Origin of the sequence: Tardiphaga sp. 866_E4_N1_4, from assembly GCF_052076075.1 — a bacterium.
In the GTDB taxonomy this organism is placed as follows: domain Bacteria; phylum Pseudomonadota; class Alphaproteobacteria; order Rhizobiales; family Xanthobacteraceae; genus Tardiphaga; species Tardiphaga robiniae.
This window is the reverse complement of record NZ_CP197242.1, coordinates 3165972-3179236: the sequence shown is the minus strand read 5'-3', so window position 1 is coordinate 3179236 and position 13265 is coordinate 3165972. Positions and strand designations below refer to the sequence as shown.

The following is a 13265-nucleotide window of genomic DNA, read 5'->3' as shown; positions in this document are numbered from 1 at the left end:
ACGCGCAGCCGCGAGGTTGCGCGCCTTCGATATTACTTCATCGCCAATGCGGGCTCGATATATTTCTTCACGACAAACTTGTCATAGTCGGGCTGGGCCGCGAGATTGCCGAGCGCGATCTGGGTGTCCATGGAGATCTTCAGCGAGGGCGCAGAAATATCGACGCTGTCGGGATAGACGCCGTCGGCCAGCATGCGCTTGACGGCGGATTCGATCACTGCGGGATCCAGCGTTGGAAATTCCTTCTGCGCAATAGCCACGGTCTTGGCAGGATCTTTCTTCATGAAGCGCATCGCCATTTCCATTCCGTTGGTGACGCGCTGCGCCAGATCCGGATTGACGTCATTGCGGGCGGTCACCGACGAGAATGCATAGGCGCCGTAGCTCTTCGGGAAGCCGTAGACCACCTTCATGCCCTTCGCGACGACCTGATCGAGGCCGGGTTCGTACATCACGGCGACGTCGGCCTGTTTGGCGAGGAACGGGCCCGGCTCGCTGCCGATCGCGACGGGGATCATCTCCACATCAGTCTTGCCGTCCATGCCGTTCTCCTTCAGCAGTTTCAGGAAAAGCGAGGTGCTGGTGGTCGGCATGGTACCGACGACCACTTTCTGGCCCTTCAAGCTCTTGACGTCGGTGAACTTGAAATCCGGCGCGGTGGCGATCCACACCGCGGCGCCGTTGACGACATTGGCGATGATGCCGACCGGCGCACCCTTGGAGGCGGCGATCGCGGTCCATTCGGGACCATGGATCGAGAACTGCGCGCTGCCGGAGATCACTGCCGAGAGTGCGACCGTGGGCGAGCCTGCGGTTTCCTTGGTGAGGTCGAGGCCCTGCGCGGTGAAGAAGCCCTCATTAATGGCGACATAGAGCGGCAGGTACAGCATCGACTGGAAGGCCTGCGACAACACCACCTTCTTGTTCTGCGCCATCGCTGGCGTGGCGAGCAGGACTCCAGCCAGCGCGACCGCGCCGGTGATACGCTTCAACAACGACATAGAACGTCTCCGTTATGGTGGAAAGAGAGGGATTAAACCTGGACCTGGTGCGAGGTCGTCGCCTGCTTCCACGGCAGCGAAGTGCGCTCGATGATGTCGATGACATAATAGAGCACGAAGCCGAGGATCATCAGCGTGAACAACCCGACCCAGACCGAGTTGAGGTCGTACAGGCTGGAGGCGAGGAAGATCATGTGGCCGAGGCCGCGCTGCGACGAGATGAACTCGCCGACAACGGCGCCGACCAGGCCGAAGCCGATATTGATGCGGAAGGTGGCGATAATCGACGGCAGTGTGGATGGTACTACGGCCTTCCAGAACACCTGATGCTTGTCGGCACCCATGGAGATCATCAGCGACTGCAGATCGACGTCGGCATCCTTGGCCGCCTGATAAGCGGCGATCAGCGCTACCAGTGCAGTGAGTGAAACGGCGAGTGCGACCTTCGATATCAGGCCGGTGCCGAACCACAGCACCACGATGGGCGCGAGCGCGATCTTCGGCACGGAATTGATGGCAACGATGAAGGGCTCGACCAGCTTCGCGACGAACACCGAATACCACAGCGCCAGACCGAACAGCGATCCGAATATGGTGCCGATGATGAAGCCCAAAATGGCCTCGAACAGCGTGTACCAGGAATCCGACAGCAGTTCGCCGCTCAGGATCAGTTTGTAGAACGTGGCGAAGATGCCGGAGGGCGATCCCATCAGGAAGGCGGAGATAAAGCCGGCATGCACGCCGGCCTCCCATAGCGCGAAGAACACTGCGACGGCGAGCAATTGCAGCACGGCGCGGCCGAGCGTGGTGTCGAAGGTCGATCGCTTCTTGCGGGACTTGCGCGGTGCGGTCTTCTTGCGCGCGGATGTGCCGGACATCACGAGGCTCATGACGTTGTCTCCGTCTGGATATCGAGTTCGGCGCAAAGCGTCTTGAAATAGGTCGAGAATTTCACGTCGTTGCGCGCGGTGATGGGTGAGGTTGCCTCGATGTCGATCTCATGCACGACCTTCACCCGTGCCGGGCGGCCGGACAGCACGACGACGCGCTTCGACAGCGCCACGGCTTCGTCGATATCGTGGGTCACAAGAATGACCGTCTTGTTGAATTTCTGGACGGCATCCTTCAGCACGCCTTCGAGATACAGCCGCGTCTGGTAATCCAGCGCCGAGAATGGCTCGTCGAGCAGCAGGATGTCGGGATCCATGATCAGCGTGCGGATCAGCGCCACGCGCTGGCGCATGCCACCGGACAGGGTCTTGGGATAGGCGTTCTCGAAGCCGGCGAGGCCGAACTGCTTGAGATACTCACGCGCTTTCTCCTCGGCCTCCTTCTGGTCGACGCCGCGAGTCTCCAGCCCGAGCAGCACATTGCCCATCACCGTGCGCCACGGAAACAGCAGATCTTTCTGCATCATGTAGCCGACGCGGCCGCGCAGGCTTTCGATTTCCTTGCCGCGATAGGTGATCGTGCCGCCATCGGGCTCCAGCAGGCCGGCGATGATGTTGAAGATGGTCGTCTTGCCGCAGCCGCTGGGGCCAATGATGCTGACGAAATCGCGCTCGTTGATGGTGAAGGAGAGATCGTCGAGCACATTGACGTCGCCGCCCTTGCCGGCAAACGACTTGCTGATGTTCTGGATGGTGAGCTGAACTTGTTTCGGCGGCATGATGCGGTTTCCTGGGTACCGCACATACGCAAGCTGCGTGCCATCTTGGGCGCGAAAAAGCCTCAAGCAATCGCGCAGGTTTTCTGCTGAGTGCTTGAGGCTTGAAGTGTTTTGCTCCGGCTTTGGGCAGGCTGGATTTATTCTCGGCGATAAATTGAGCAGGTGTGGCGAAGTGTATTTTTGGCGAACACTTTAGGCGACCTCGCGCTCCGTTCTCTCGTTCGTCATGGCCGGGCTTGTCCCGGCCATCCACGTCTTGCTCGCCTCGGCCAAGACGTGGATACGCGGGACAAGCCCGCACATGACAGATAGGTCCGAGATCAGCCAGTCACCGCCATCACTGCTTCCTTGATCTTCGCCAGCGCGTAGTTGCCGACCATGGCGACGTCCACATGCGGCAGGTTCGGGAGCTCGTCGGGCGCCACCACGCAATCGACGATGGCGGGTCCGTCACAGGCCAGCGCGTCGGCGATGGCCTTCTTCAAATCACCCGGCTGCTTGGCCGTAAAGCCTTGCGCGCCGCAGGCGCGTGCCAGTGCCGCGAAATCGGGATTGGGGAATTCGATGGCTTCGCGGAACGGCGCCAGGCCGATGCTTTCGGCTTCCAGCGTGATCAGGCCGAGGGCGGAGTTGTTATAGACGATGACCTTGATGGGCAGTTTGTGCTGAACGGCGGTCATGAACTCGCCCATCAGCATGTTGAAGCCGCCGTCGCCGGTGAGCACGATCACCTGCTTGCTGCGATCGAGGATCTGCACGCCGTTGCCCTGGCCGACGGACGTGCCGACCGCGGCATTGTTGAACGAGCCGATGATGCGCTGGGTGCCGTTCTGGCGGATCCAGTTGGCCGACCACAGAGTGTTCAGACCGGTGTCGAACACGAAGATTGCATCGGGCCGTGCGAGATCGCTGGCGATGCGCGCGACGGCCTGCGGGTGGATCTTGTTCTTGCTGCGGGTCGGGTCGGCCTGCTTGTCGAGCATCTCATCCCACTTTTTGCGGGCGTGACTGGTCGTCTCGAAGAACTGGCCGTCGGTCTTGGTTTGCACCCTGTCCAGCAGCATCTTCAGCGCTGGCCGTGCCGAGCCGATGACGCCGAGGCTCGTCGGTGTGCGCCTGCCGAGCGCTTCGGCGCGCACATCGATCTGGATGACATTGCCCTTGCGCGGCAGGAAGTTGGAGTAGGGATAGTCGGTGCCGACCATGACGAGCAGGTCGCAATCATGTACGGCATTGTAGACGGCCTTGGTGCCGATCATGCCGAGACCGCCCATCCAGCTTGGATCGTCGAACGCCATGATCTCCTTGCCGCGCACCGAATGCACTAGTGGCGCCTTCAGTTTGTCGCTGAGCGCGCGCAGGAGTTCGGCGGTGCCGATGGCACCGTGGCCGCACATGATGACGACGCTGCCGGCCTCGTCGATGCGGCGCGCGGCTTCCTGTATGGCGGCATCATTCGGGAGGATCTCGCCGCGTGGCACCAGCGTGGCAAGGCTCGCTGTCGCCCCTTCGGCTTTCGACGACAGCACGTCGACAGGCAGCGTCAGATGCGCGACGCCAGGCCCTGCATAGGCGGTGGAGATGGCCTGATGGATCACGCCGGGCGCCTGCGCGGCGGTGGTGATGGTCTGGGTGTAGAGTGCGACGTCGCGAAACAGCAGGTCCGGCTCGGTGGTCTGGAAAAAGTCGACGCCTTTTGCTGCTCGCGCCATTTCGCCCGAGAGTGCCAGCACCGGGGCGTGATCGCGCGCCGCTTCATAGAGACCGGCGACGAGATGCGTGCTGCCGGGCCCGGTGGAGCCGGCGCAGACGCCGAGCTTGCCGGTGAGCTTGGCCTGGCCTGCGGCGGCCAGCGCCGCGCCTTCCTCGTGCCGTACCCCGACCCATTCGATCTTGCTGCGCCGGACCGAGTCCGCCAAAGGATTAAGCGAGTCGGCGATCAGGCCGAAAATCTGCTGTACGCCAATCGTCTCAAGAACATGGACAATCTCATCCGCGACAGTTTTCGACATTGGGGGCTCCGATTTCTAGAATTGGCTCTCCGCCGGGAGGCGGGCTGATGCAGCAATGCGGTCGGTCCAATCGTGATTGGAGCCGAATGGTCGCACTGCAGCAATAGCTGAACCGCGAAACGGTTTCATGATGGTCAATTATGTTTGCGCAATGCTTGGAGAAATGCGCGATGTGTTGAACGTCTGTTACGTGTATCGGAAGATCGGATCGCCATAGTCGATGGCCGGAAATACGTTCTTGTCGCTCCAGTAGTCCTGATTGTGCTGCCACTCCTGCTTGTTGCCGCGTTTCGGCAACAGGTGCATGCCGCGCATGATGTAGCCCGGGTTGAAGTCCTCGGGGTCGATCCATGGCAGTAGCGGCATGTCGCTGTCCTCCGGCCGCAGCATCGGCGTCACCATGGTCGTGCCGGTCTCTTCCATGTGCTTCAATAGCCCGCAGACGAAGTCGGCCACGAGATCAACACGCAGCGTCCAGCTGGCACGGAGATAGCCGAAGATCCACACCATGTTCGGCACGCCGGTGAACATCATGCCGCGATAGGTCACAGTGTCGGAGAAATTCAGCGGTGCGTCGTCGATCGAGAAGGCGATATCGCCGAGCATGTTGAGATTGAAGCCGGTGGCGGTGACGACGACGTCGGTGTCGATCGTCTTGCCGGATTTCAGCGTGATGCCGTGCTCCGTAAAGGCCTCGATCTCATCGGTGACGACACTCGCCTTGCCGGCCTTGATGCTCTGGAACAGATCACCATCGGGGATGAAGGCGATGCGCTGCCGCCAGGGGCGATAACGCGGTGTGAAATGTGTGGCGATGTCGTAGTCATTGCCGAGATAGGCCTGCACACCCTTCAGCAGTTCCTCTTTCACTACCTCTGGCTCGCTGTTGGTGCGTTTGGTGAAGGCCTGCTGATCGAACAGGATCTTGCGGCGGACGATCTCATGGATCCATTCTTCGTCGACATCCAGCTCGCGCAGCGTCTCGGCCAGCGCGTTGGCATTGCGGCCGGTGATGAAGAAGGTCGGCGAGCGCTGCAGCATGGTGACTTCAGCACATTTGTCCGCAATAGCCGGCACCAAGGTCGCCGCGGTGGCGCCGGAGCCGATCACCACGACTTTCTTGCCGACGATGTCGAGGTCCTCCGGCCAGGTCTGTGGATGCACCATGCGGCCCTTGAACCGGTTCATGCCGGGCCATTGCGGCGTGTAGCCCTGATTGTGATTATAGTAGCCCTGACACATCCAGAGAAAGCGCGTGGTGAAGAACAGCGTCTCGCCGGTGTCGTGGCGAGTGACCGTGAGGGTCCAGAGCTTGTCGGCATTCGACCAGTTGGCAGACAAGATCTTGTGGCGATAGCGGATATGCGCGTCGAGGCCGTTCTCGGCGATCACATCGCCCATATAGCGCAGGATTTCCGCGGCGGTGGCAATGGGCGCTGAGGTCCAGGGCTTGAAGCGATAGCCGAACGTATGCAAGTCGCTGTCGGAACGGATGCCGGGATAGCGATGGGTGTGCCATGTCCCGCCAAAGCTCTCCTGGGTTTCCAGAACCAGAAAACGCGTGTCCGGATTTTGCTTGGTGAGGTGATAAGCGGCGCCGATGCCGGAGATCCCGGCGCCGACAACAATGACATCGATATGTTCGGCGGAATTTTCGACGGATGGATCTGTGGCGATTTTTCCCTGGACGTTCATGGAGCTCCCGATCCTTTTCGCGCCGCCTCCTTGCTGAGGGCGGTTTGGGACAAGGGTAAGTGCCGGGAGAGCATTGCCGCAAGGGCTATTCCAAGGGAGCTGACAGGTGCGAGTAAACAGCACAACCCCACGCGGACAATAATTCCAGGACATCTACGTTTGCAGACGATATTTCATTGGGTTGTGCCAGGTAATTTGGCACCTTTAAGGAGAAATTTAGATCGTCTGGGCAGGATGGCACGCGTCAAGTTGAGGAGTGTGCATCGTGATCAGCCCTGCATCCTGGACGCCTTGGTACCAGCCATTCGTGACGCCGGCAGCCCCGTCTCCGCCCGATGCTGCAATGCCGTCGCCGCAAGCCGCGCCGGCCACGGCCGACTTCGATGTGCCGGACGCAACGGGCAAACCTGCCAAGACGACGACCGCGAGTATCGGCGTGTCGCCGGTGGTTCTCGCCTTTTTGCTGCGGATGCAGGAATTCAACCTCAAGCTCCTGTCGGGGACCGATGGCAATGACGCGATGCGTGCCGGGGGTGGCGCGCTGGTCGATGCTGGCGATGGTAACGACCGTATCGATGTCTGGTCAGACAGCGTGGTGGATGCAGGCGCCGGTGATGACGTGGTCAAGGCATGGTCGGGAGCCGGCGTCTTCGGCGGCTCAGGTAATGATCGCATCGATGCGTGGTCCGACAGTATCGTCGATGCAGGTTCGGGCGATGATTTCGTCAGGGCCTGGTCGAATGCCCGGGTGTCAGGCGGCGCCGGTCATGACCAGATCGCGGCATGGTCCGACAGCCAGGTCGATGGCGGCAGCGGCGATGACATGATCTCAGCCTGGTCGAACTCCATCGTCGCAGGCGGCGCCGGCAACGATGTCATCAGTGCATGGTCCAACAGCCGCGTGGCGGGCGGAGCCGGCGATGATGCGATTTCAGTGTGGAGCGATTCGGTGGTGAGTTTCGCCGCCGGCGATGGCCGGGACACAATCAACGCGTCGATGAATACGACACTCGAACTCGGCGCTGGGATTTCCCGTGACAAGACCCATGTCGCAATCTCGGGCAGCACGGCAACGATCACCTTCGATGGCAGCGAGGATCAGATCACGTTGAATCTCGATCCGCGCAGCCCCGCGATGCTGGCTTTTGCCGATGGCTCGACCATGGAGGTCAAGTCCGAACCCATCCGATTGATGCGCCTCGCCTGACGGCGAGGCTAGCCACGCGGGCGGCTTATGTTTCGGCCGCTGGAGCCACTGTCGGCGCCTGGGCCTTGCGTCTCGAGAACAGGATGCGCTGATACAGCCAGCCGATGGCTACCAGCACGAGGCCGAGGCACATGAAGGATAGTGCGCGGTAGACGCCGGTGAGCGACGACATGTCGACCAGGAACGCCTTCAGCACCGTCAATGCGATGACCACGGCGGAGGCGAGCCGCGCGCGCTGCGAGTTGAACAGGATGCCGATGCCGAGCAGCACGACGCCAAAGCCGAGCCACGCGATCGACAACGTATATTGCTCGGCGTCGGTGATTGAAGCGTTGTAGAAGATCGGACCGTGATAGATGCGGCGGATTTGCAGCGTCACGTAGGCCAGCGCCAGTACGAGCGCACCGCCAGCGATGGTGTTGCCATAGGCGGGCTTGCGACGGCCCGCTACGGCGTAGGACAGCAGCAGAGCGAGCACCGCGGGCAGAGCATAGCCGAGCAGCAGTAGGTTGAAGATTGCGCCGCCGACATCGATACGCCAGATGCCGGGATTGGTGATGAACAGCAACCCGCCGAGACTTGCGACGCCGGCGAACAATGTCAGCAGCCCGGCACTGACGCTGTGAACGATGCTGCGGCTCCGCTCCCACAGGCGTTCCAGTCCGATTGCCATGGCCAGCGCGACGCAGACCTGCAGCGCGACTTCGGTGAGGCTCGAGGAGGACCGATAGACATCGCCGCCATTTACGAAGTGGCGGATCTCCATAAAGGCCAGCAGCACCGTGAACAGGATCGCTGCGGACTCCACCATGCGCAGCGGTGCATCGTCGCCGCGCCGGCGCATCAGGATGCTGGCGGCCCAGAACGATGCGGCGGGCACGCCGTAGCCCCACAGCAGCCAGTTGAAGATCGGCGTGGTGCCGACGAGATCGCCGACAACGCGGGGTTCCCAGCCCATCCGGGCGACGACAATGCCAGCGAGGATGGCTGCGAGCCAGCGCAGGAACGGGATCGGCCGTTGCATGGAGATCCAGGCGGTGCCCAGCGCCATCAGCGACAGCGCGATGGTGAGCCAGCCCTTCTCCAGTGCAAAGGTCAGCCCCAGCGCCAGCGCGCCGAGCGTCCCGGTGGCGAACAGCGCGGTGGAGATCGTGAGACCCGGACGTGGCTCGCGCTTGCCGAGCAGTTCGGTGGCGGCCGCGAAGGCTGCGCCGATGATGATGGCGAGAATGGCGAAGGGGATCGAGCGATCGAGATGCGCGATGCGGGCATAGAGCGCGATCAGCAGCGCCAGCGGCGTGAATACCGCTGCGCCCGACCAGATCACCGGAATAACGGCGCTAACGAATCGGCCCTGTGCGAGGAAGCCGAGCACGCCGAAGCCGAGGGCGAAAACCGCCGCGGAGGCGAGATGCAACGACACCGAGCTTTCCACCGGGCTGGCGCCGATGCCCGCCAGTGGCCCGCCGGGCAGCACCAGCATGTCGAGATTGCCCTGGATGGCCCACTCCAGGAAGACCACGGCGACGAAGCCAGCGGCCACGGCAACCGCCGCGGTGGCCGCTTGTGCGTACCATGCGACGAACAGCGTGCCAGCGACGATCAGCGCGAAGGTCACCATGGCCATGTCGGCATGAAAACTGGAAAGTACGACCAGCGTCGCGCTGAGCAAGCTCGCACTGAGTGCGCCCGATGAGATGCCTTCGATGCGGCCTTCTTCGGCCGGCGGACCATACAGGAAGCCGCAGACGACCAGCAGTGAGGCCAAGATGAAGCCGGCCAGGACATGGAACGCATGGGGCGCGAGTGCCGGTGTGCCGGCGTCGAGGCCCGGCAGGGTCCACAGCGTCGCGAAGACGATGGTGGTCAGCGCCAACCAGCGCCACAGCCGGATACGCGCGAGGCTGAAGGCAGCGGCCATGACGATGGCGAGATAGATATACAGCGCCCAGTAGTCCGGCTTGCCGGACGACACCAAAACCGGCGTGACGAAGGCGGCGGCAATGCCGAGGCCCGCGAGCGCCGGGCCGTGCAGCAATGCCGCGGCCATGGTGCACATGGCGACGATGCCGAGCAGGGCGAAGGCTGTGCCGGGGACGAGGAAGTTATACAGCGCATAGGCCGCATAGACTGTGGCGAAGGCGACGGCAGTGCCAGCGGCCGTGAGGATCGCCGGAATATTGGCGATGGGCAGCGGTGCGATTGCCGAGAGGCTTTCCTTGCGGCGGGCGAATTCGCCGACGGCGAGCAATGCCAGGGCGAACAGGCCGCCGAGCAGCACGCGCACTTCGGGGCCGAGCAGGCCGGCCTCGATGGAATAGCGCACCATGAAGAAGCCGCCGAGCGCCAGCGTGAGGCCGCCGACCCAGACCACCCAGCGCGTGCCGATGCGTTCCTCGAAGCCGGGGCCAGCCGCAGGGGCGTCCACAGGCGCAGCGGGTTCGGGCGTAGTATGAGCAGGGACATCCGGCTGGATCGAGGGGGCAGCTTCGCGGGTCACCTCGGTTGGAGTCTCGGATACAGCAGGGGCGGATGCAATGTTCGGCGTGGTCGGTGTGAGGTCCGGCCTTGCGACGGCGGCCGGCCTTGCCGCCACGCGCGGCAGCGCCTCATAGGCGTCGACCCGGGCGCGCAGCACCTTCACTTCATTGCGCGCCTTGCGCGCGAAGATGAAGGCAACGATGGCAATCACTAGCGTGACGAAACCGAAATCATCGAACATCGACTATCAAACCTTCAGGAAGCAGGGCACACGCCAATCATGCCCCGGAACGGCGCCCGGGGACATGGCCATCGGTATGTGTTGTCGTGGAGAACTTTAGTTCACGCGCCGCGCGTAATTGCTGGAATTAATCCAGATCGAGGCGAAACGGCTTGCCGATCACGGTCAGATTGCCGGGGCCCATCTCGTCGAGCGCGCGGACCATGCGGCCGCCGCGGCCCAGCGCCTTGTCGGCGAGAGTCACGAGCAGGCGGTTGGGGGAGGCGATCGGCGAGGCGGCGCGGATTCGCAGCGCGATGTCGCGCTCGTCGCGGTCCGGATTGAGCATGCAGGCGGCGGCAAAGGCGCTGGCGGTGGAACGCGAGATGCCGGCATAGCAATGGATCACCAGCGGCGAGGCGCGATCCCAGCCGCGGACGAAGTCCAGCACCTGCGTGATGTGACCTTCGTTGGGCGCGACAAAGCCGTCCATCACCTCGGTGATGTCGTCGACCTGCACCCTGAGATGATTGGCCTCGCTGATCGACGGCGGCCGCTGCACCTGCGCGACATTGGCCATGATGGTGAGCACGTGGCTCGCGGCCGTGTCCTTCACGGTGGGATGCAGATCGGCGAGCGAGCAGACGTGGATCATCGGGGAACCTTTTGTTGAGCGTCGTTATAACGCTCCGTTCTCTTCACGTCATGCCCGGGCATGACGGAGTTTAAATTACGCCAGCAGCGCCTCAAACCTTGCCAGAAACCGCTTCTCAGCCTTCCCCGCCGACCACGGCGTCAGGTAATCTTCCACCATGGCTTCCGAGAGGCCGGGATCCTTGCCGAACAGACGCTTTGCCTCGGCTTCCTTGAAGCCTGCAAGGCGTGTGGCTTCCAGATAGGCGGCGCCCATATCGGCGGCCTTGATCTGTTTGGTGATCCCGGGCTCCAGCGCTGGCGGCAGGCCGAAGCGGATGTGGATGGCGCCGAGCAGGCGATTCTCGATCACCTTGTAATCGCCGCCGATCACCGCCTTGAACGGCGAGATCATGTCGCCGATGACATATTCCGGCGCGTCATGCAGCAGGGCCGCGAGCCGCACACGCTCATCAGCGCGCGGCATCTGCTCGCGCAACACGGCTTCCACGAGAAGCGTGTGCTGTGCCACCGAGAAAATATGAGCGCCGTGGGTCTGCCCGTTCCAGCGCGCGACGCGCGCGAGCCCGTGGGCAATATCGGCAATTTCGATATCCAGCGGCGAGGGATCGAGCAGATCAAGCCGCCGGCCCGACAGCATGCGTTGCCAGGCGCGTGTGGCGACGTCGCGGGAAAATCTTTGGTCGAATTTCGATTTGGCCATCGGTTCTTGGTCTTGAGTTTCTTGCTGCTACTTCGCCTTGAGGCGCGGCTTGCGCTTTAGGCCCATGCAGGCCTCGTGGCAAAAGCAGGTCACGAGATGATCGTTGACCATGCCGGTGGCCTCCATAAAGGCATAGACGATGGTCGGGCCGACGAATTTGAAGCCGCGGCCCTGCAGGTCCTTGGAGATCTTGGCCGATAGCGGTGTCGAGGCAGGCACGCTGCCATGGGTCTTGAAATTGTTGGCCAGCGGCTGGCCGTCCACGAAGTCCCACAGGTATTTCGAGAAGCCGGCGCCTTCCTCCATGATTTTCAGATAGCCTTTGGCGCTAAGGATCGCGCCTTCGATCTTGGCGCGGTTGCGCACGATGCCGGCATCGTTCATCAGCGCATGAACTTTCTTCTCGCTGTAGCGCGCGATCTTCTCCGGCTGGAAATCATCGAATGCTTTGCGGAAATTGTCGCGCTTGCGCAGGATGGTGATCCAGGAGAGGCCGGCCTGGAAGCCATCGAGGATCAGCTTCTCGTAGAGCGCGCGGTCGTCATATTCCGGGACGCCCCATTCGGTGTCGTGATAGGCGACATAGAATGGATCTTCACCCGGCCACGGGCAGCGCGTCTTGCCGTCGGCATGCGTGATCGCGGGTTTGCTCATGCCGAGATCTTTTTCATGCGGGGGTCTTCTTCGTGGCCAGCGCGCGCACGGCAGCGGTGTCAGCCAGATGAATGGCGATATCGCCAGCCAGGAAAGCGGCATCGGCATCGAGCGCATCACTGGCGCGGTCGGTGCGGATCATGGCGAGGCCACGGCCATCAGCAGAAGAGCCCATGGTGCCGATCGGCTTGTCCGCAGCGCGGATTTCGGTGCCGGGGGCCGGCGCCGCGCCATCCAGCGTGACGCCGACAATGCGCGTGCGCGCGGTGCCGCGATGCTGCATGCGGGAGACGACCTCCTGGCCGATGTAACAGCCCTTGTCGAAATCGACGCCGGAGAGCTTGTCCATATTGGCTTCGTGCGGGAACGCATCGCCATAGGCGAAGTCGGCGCCCCCACGTGGCACGCCGAGGCTGATGCGATGCGCCTCATAGGCCGGCGTATCGACCAGTTCGGCCCCGATCAGCGCCGTCGTCTTCGCGGCGAGATCCGCCGGCACGAGGATGCGATAGCCGAGCGCGACGTTGCGCGGATCGGCAAAGGCGAGGTCCGGCTTCATCCCGGGCTCGCCGTCCCACACCGCAAGCACGCCGAGCGTGTCGGAGAGATTCTCCACCGTCACCTTGGCGCGCAGCTTGTAGAAGCCGAGCTTGGTGGCCAGCGGTTGTGCCAGTTCGCGCGGGCAGTCGATCAGCAGCCCGCCGCCATGGCCGGCCGGTGCTTCGGTGATGAGGAAGTCGGCGATGATCTTGCCCTGCGGCGTCAGCAGCGCGCCGAACCGCGCGGTGCCCGGCGTCACCACCTCGATCTCGGAGGTTACGAGGTTGTTGAGGAAACCGCGGGCGTCGTCGCCGGCGATTTTCACCACACCCCGATCGGGGAGAAACGCTGCTTTCATTGGGAAAATCTCGAAAAATCCAATAAACGAGCCAGGAAACGAGGGTGAATCACGGCTGGCGGATATGACAG

Annotated in this window: 11 protein-coding genes; 1 reads left to right on the top strand and 10 read right to left on the bottom strand. The window is 62.5% G+C overall.

Annotated elements, in window-relative coordinates; genetic code table 11:
* Window positions 1-32: 32 nt before the first annotated feature.
* The 5 genes from AB8B20_RS15520 to AB8B20_RS15500 all read right to left on the bottom strand — a co-directional run bounded on the left by AB8B20_RS15520 (window position 33) and on the right by AB8B20_RS15500 (window position 6377).
* Window positions 33-1001 carry an ABC transporter substrate-binding protein gene (locus AB8B20_RS15520; RefSeq protein ID WP_120287165.1) on the bottom strand — a complete coding sequence of 323 codons (969 nt, stop codon included), beginning with the start codon at window positions 999-1001 and terminating at the stop codon, window positions 33-35.
* A gap of 32 nt (window positions 1002-1033) precedes the next feature.
* Window positions 1034-1891, bottom strand: a complete 858-nt coding sequence (locus AB8B20_RS15515; RefSeq protein WP_439074760.1) for an ABC transporter permease — start codon at window positions 1889-1891, stop codon at window positions 1034-1036.
* The gene (locus AB8B20_RS15510) at window positions 1888-2670 is read right to left on the bottom strand and encodes an ABC transporter ATP-binding protein (RefSeq protein ID WP_439074761.1); all 783 of its coding nucleotides are present in this window, start codon (window positions 2668-2670) and stop codon (window positions 1888-1890) included. The genes AB8B20_RS15515 and AB8B20_RS15510 overlap by 4 nt, the downstream gene beginning before the upstream one ends.
* A 320-nt stretch (window positions 2671-2990) precedes the next feature.
* Window positions 2991-4682, bottom strand: a complete 1692-nt coding sequence (locus AB8B20_RS15505; protein WP_439074762.1) for a thiamine pyrophosphate-dependent enzyme — start codon at window positions 4680-4682, stop codon at window positions 2991-2993.
* A 186-nt stretch (window positions 4683-4868) separates the two neighbouring features.
* Window positions 4869-6377 carry a flavin-containing monooxygenase gene (locus tag AB8B20_RS15500; protein WP_439074763.1) on the bottom strand — a complete coding sequence of 503 codons (1509 nt, stop codon included), beginning with the start codon at window positions 6375-6377 and terminating at the stop codon, window positions 4869-4871.
* A 265-nt stretch (window positions 6378-6642) separates the two neighbouring features.
* On the opposite strand from AB8B20_RS15500, the gene AB8B20_RS15495 reads away from it, so the two are divergent.
* The gene (locus AB8B20_RS15495; protein ID WP_439074764.1) at window positions 6643-7584 is read left to right on the top strand and encodes a hypothetical protein; all 942 of its coding nucleotides are present in this window, start codon (window positions 6643-6645) and stop codon (window positions 7582-7584) included.
* A 25-nt stretch (window positions 7585-7609) separates the two neighbouring features.
* Here AB8B20_RS15495 and AB8B20_RS15490 read toward each other — a convergent pair whose 3' ends face one another.
* From AB8B20_RS15490 to ygfZ, 5 genes are all read right to left on the bottom strand, one after another.
* Window positions 7610-10306 carry a DUF2339 domain-containing protein gene (locus AB8B20_RS15490; protein WP_439074765.1) on the bottom strand — a complete coding sequence of 899 codons (2697 nt, stop codon included), beginning with the start codon at window positions 10304-10306 and terminating at the stop codon, window positions 7610-7612.
* A gap of 127 nt (window positions 10307-10433) precedes the next feature.
* The gene (locus AB8B20_RS15485) at window positions 10434-10940 is read right to left on the bottom strand and encodes a tyrosine phosphatase family protein (protein WP_231079197.1); all 507 of its coding nucleotides are present in this window, start codon (window positions 10938-10940) and stop codon (window positions 10434-10436) included.
* A gap of 75 nt (window positions 10941-11015) precedes the next feature.
* The gene (locus AB8B20_RS15480) at window positions 11016-11642 is read right to left on the bottom strand and encodes a YfbR-like 5'-deoxynucleotidase (RefSeq protein ID WP_439065046.1); all 627 of its coding nucleotides are present in this window, start codon (window positions 11640-11642) and stop codon (window positions 11016-11018) included.
* Between the two features lie 27 nt (window positions 11643-11669).
* Window positions 11670-12296 carry a DNA-3-methyladenine glycosylase I gene (locus AB8B20_RS15475; protein ID WP_439074766.1) on the bottom strand — a complete coding sequence of 209 codons (627 nt, stop codon included), beginning with the start codon at window positions 12294-12296 and terminating at the stop codon, window positions 11670-11672.
* A gap of 13 nt (window positions 12297-12309) precedes the next feature.
* Complete coding sequence (gene ygfZ / locus AB8B20_RS15470) at window positions 12310-13194, bottom strand: CAF17-like 4Fe-4S cluster assembly/insertion protein YgfZ (RefSeq protein ID WP_439074767.1); 885 nt, start codon at window positions 13192-13194, stop codon at window positions 12310-12312.
* Between the last annotated feature and the right edge of the window lie 71 nt (window positions 13195-13265).

Bases quoted from the DNA above. Each gene is read 5' to 3' on its own strand.
- AB8B20_RS15520 (WP_120287165.1), bottom strand. From the start codon at position 1,001: ATGTCGTTGTTGAAGCGTATCACCGGCGCGGTCGCGCTGGCTGGAGTC.
- AB8B20_RS15515 (WP_439074760.1), bottom strand. From the start codon at position 1,891: ATGAGCCTCGTGATGTCCGGCACATCCGCGCGCAAGAAGACCGCACCG.
- AB8B20_RS15510 (WP_439074761.1), bottom strand. From the start codon at position 2,670: ATGCCGCCGAAACAAGTTCAGCTCACCATCCAGAACATCAGCAAGTCG.
- AB8B20_RS15505 (WP_439074762.1), bottom strand. From the start codon at position 4,682: ATGTCGAAAACTGTCGCGGATGAGATTGTCCATGTTCTTGAGACGATT.
- AB8B20_RS15500 (WP_439074763.1), bottom strand. From the start codon at position 6,377: ATGAACGTCCAGGGAAAAATCGCCACAGATCCATCCGTCGAAAATTCC.
- AB8B20_RS15490 (WP_439074765.1), bottom strand. From the start codon at position 10,306: ATGTTCGATGATTTCGGTTTCGTCACGCTAGTGATTGCCATCGTTGCC.
- AB8B20_RS15485 (WP_231079197.1), bottom strand. From the start codon at position 10,940: ATGATCCACGTCTGCTCGCTCGCCGATCTGCATCCCACCGTGAAGGAC.
- AB8B20_RS15480 (WP_439065046.1), bottom strand. From the start codon at position 11,642: ATGGCCAAATCGAAATTCGACCAAAGATTTTCCCGCGACGTCGCCACA.
- AB8B20_RS15475 (WP_439074766.1), bottom strand. From the start codon at position 12,296: ATGAGCAAACCCGCGATCACGCATGCCGACGGCAAGACGCGCTGCCCG.
- ygfZ (WP_439074767.1), bottom strand. From the start codon at position 13,194: ATGAAAGCAGCGTTTCTCCCCGATCGGGGTGTGGTGAAAATCGCCGGC.